Origin of the sequence: Paenibacillus gyeongsangnamensis, from assembly GCF_027533625.1 — a bacterium.
In the GTDB taxonomy this organism is placed as follows: domain Bacteria; phylum Bacillota; class Bacilli; order Paenibacillales; family NBRC-103111; genus Paenibacillus_G; species Paenibacillus_G gyeongsangnamensis.
The window spans coordinates 1-2,235 of the sequence record NZ_JAQAGZ010000065.1 but is presented as its reverse complement, the minus strand read 5'-3'; the positions used below and the strand labels follow the sequence as shown (position 1 = coordinate 2,235).

Here is a 2,235-nt window from a genome sequence, read left to right as displayed (position 1 = left end):
ACGGACGGGATAAGCGCTGAAAGCATCTAAGCGTGAAGCCCCCCTCAAGATGAGATTTCCCAGTATGTAAGACCCCTTGTAGACGACGAGGTAGATAGGTTCGGGGTGGAAGCGCGGCAACGTGTGGAGCTGACGAATACTAATCGGTCGAGGGCTTATCCTACAGGTTTTGCGACAGCAAAACCACATCGGAAGCATAGCAAAAGCAAGATTACTCAGCGAAAGATACGATGTTTCGATCCAGTTTTCAGGGCGAAAGCTCTGAAGCGCGCAAGCGCAGGTTTGGTGACGATGGCGGAAGGGAACCACGCGTACCCATCCCGAACACGAACGTTAAGCCTTCCAGCGTCGATGGTACTTGGACCGAAGGGTCCTGGGAGAGTAGAACGTCGCCAAGCTAGCGGAAAATAAGCCCGTCCGATCAAAATTCGGACGGGCTTATTTTTTATGGAAATATTGAGATGAATAGCATGGCTTGAAACAAGAAACAATGAACACGTAAAGAAGAGCAGAGTGAGGTGACGTCTATGGATACACGAGAGCAGGACGTGTCAAAAGTCCAGGAAGATCTAGAAGCTCATCCTCGCAGTGGCTTAAGAACGAATGATCAGAACCAGCATGTTGATTTGGATGAGGATGGAGCGATCCAGGAGCAGGACCGGCTAAACGTTTGGAGCTAATAGGCACAAAAAAAGTTGCAATCGTCTTAGACGGTTTGCAACTTTTTGGATTTTCGGCCATAGGTCATGCTAAAGAATTTGTTGAACAAAGTCTTAACCATATTAATTTCTTCAGGGGTAAGGTGCATAACGGAAAAATAGGTTTTGGTCTTATCGTCCTCTTTAAAGGAATCCCAAGTTAGAATTTTTCCTTGTTTTTTGGCTTGCTCTAGGCATAGGCTTATCCACTTTTTGATACCACCGGTGCAGATCTTAAAATGATTCGGTACAAAATACTTTTCCGATTGCAAAAGATCAGGCTTTAGCTTTAATAATTGGGCGGCATTCAAGGCATCATCCAATGCGGAGTGGTGCTGGCCTATTGGGCTTAGCGAGTGCTCGGCAAGGGCCTGCTGCAGGCCTCCCTCGAAGAAGGAGGTGAAATCCAGTAAGTTAACCAGCCAATCGCTTGCTACATTATTAACCTTGCAATCCACAAACAAATTGAAAAAATCGCTCCCGCCCCAAGCCAACATAGTGTAATCTGTACCGCAAAAATCGATAAAACGTGAAATCACCTTAGTGAATGGATCGCTATTTAGAAGCGTTGTTTTGGGGATCCTGCAAAACTGCAACGCAAATTGATTGATAGGGTAGAGCGGGCGGATATAGCTCTGAAAGGTATCTATGACTTCAAGCTTTTCATTTAGCTTTACTGCACCGATTTCTATAATTTCCATAGGATAAACGTTGTAATGTCTTCTTCCGTTGAATTCCAGGTCTAGAACAATGTAATTCATATTGTCACTCCTTTCTTCTACCATAACATGAATCATTTCGATTTCCTATAGAATTTGATTACCACACGGAATAAGCGATAAGTCAGCGTATGTCTAAAAGTTGGGACTTGAACTATTCATGTCTATATGATAGAGTTATCTCTTGTCGCTATGCATCAGTCTATTTTATAGAATAAATGATTCTGTTGCAAACCGATAGGATTTATGATATATTGTACCTCGCTGTCTGATGTAACGAATTGCGTCTGGTCAACAGGATCAACCTCTGATTGGATAAACAAATAGTTGCAAAGCGGCGAAGAAGTATGGTATAGTGATCCTCGCTGTCTGATGTAACAAATTGTCGATCTGGTCGTCAGGGCAATCCTCTGATTGGATAAAACAAGCAGTTGCAAAATGAGAAGCGATATGGTACATTGTGAATCCGGCCGTGAGAACGGTACGGTGAAACGAAAGAAACGAATTGCTCTTTGAAAACTGAACAACGAGTGAGTGCAATAAGAGAATGAAAATTCTCGTCAGCATTAAGATTTGAGCTTAATCAGCTCTGTTCGATAAAGATTTACCTTTATTGGAGAGTTTGATCCTGGCTCAGGACGAACGCTGGCGGCGTGCCTAATACATGCAAGTCGAGCGGACCCTTCGGGGTTAGCGGCGGACGGGTGAGTAACACGTAGGCAACCTGCCTGTAAGACCGGGATAACTACCGGAAACGGTAGCTAAGACCGGATAGCTGGTTTCTCCGCATGGAGGAATCATGAAACACGGCGCAAGCT

1 protein-coding gene and 3 rRNA genes are annotated in these 2,235 nt (G+C 44.4%); 3 read left to right on the top strand and 1 reads right to left on the bottom strand.

Annotation, left to right across the window (positions count from 1 at the left end):
• A 23S ribosomal RNA gene (locus O9H85_RS37330) occupies nucleotides 1–163 on the top strand; the annotation flags it as partial.
• Nucleotides 164–281: 118 nt separating this feature from the next.
• Nucleotides 282–398: ribosomal RNA gene (gene rrf / locus O9H85_RS37325) — 5S ribosomal RNA — on the top strand.
• A gap of 308 nt (nucleotides 399–706) precedes the next feature.
• On the opposite strand, the gene O9H85_RS37320 is transcribed toward rrf, so the two are convergent.
• Complete coding sequence (locus tag O9H85_RS37320) at nucleotides 707–1,459, bottom strand: 3'-5' exonuclease (RefSeq protein ID WP_269886371.1); 753 nt, start codon at nucleotides 1,457–1,459, stop codon at nucleotides 707–709.
• 568 nt (nucleotides 1,460–2,027) lie between these two features.
• Between O9H85_RS37320 and O9H85_RS37315 the strand changes: the two genes are divergently transcribed.
• Nucleotides 2,028–2,235: ribosomal RNA gene (locus O9H85_RS37315) — 16S ribosomal RNA — on the top strand; the annotation flags it as partial.

Bases quoted from the DNA above. Each gene is read 5' to 3' on its own strand.
- O9H85_RS37320 (WP_269886371.1), bottom strand. From the start codon at position 1,459: ATGAATTACATTGTTCTAGACCTGGAATTCAACGGAAGAAGACATTAC.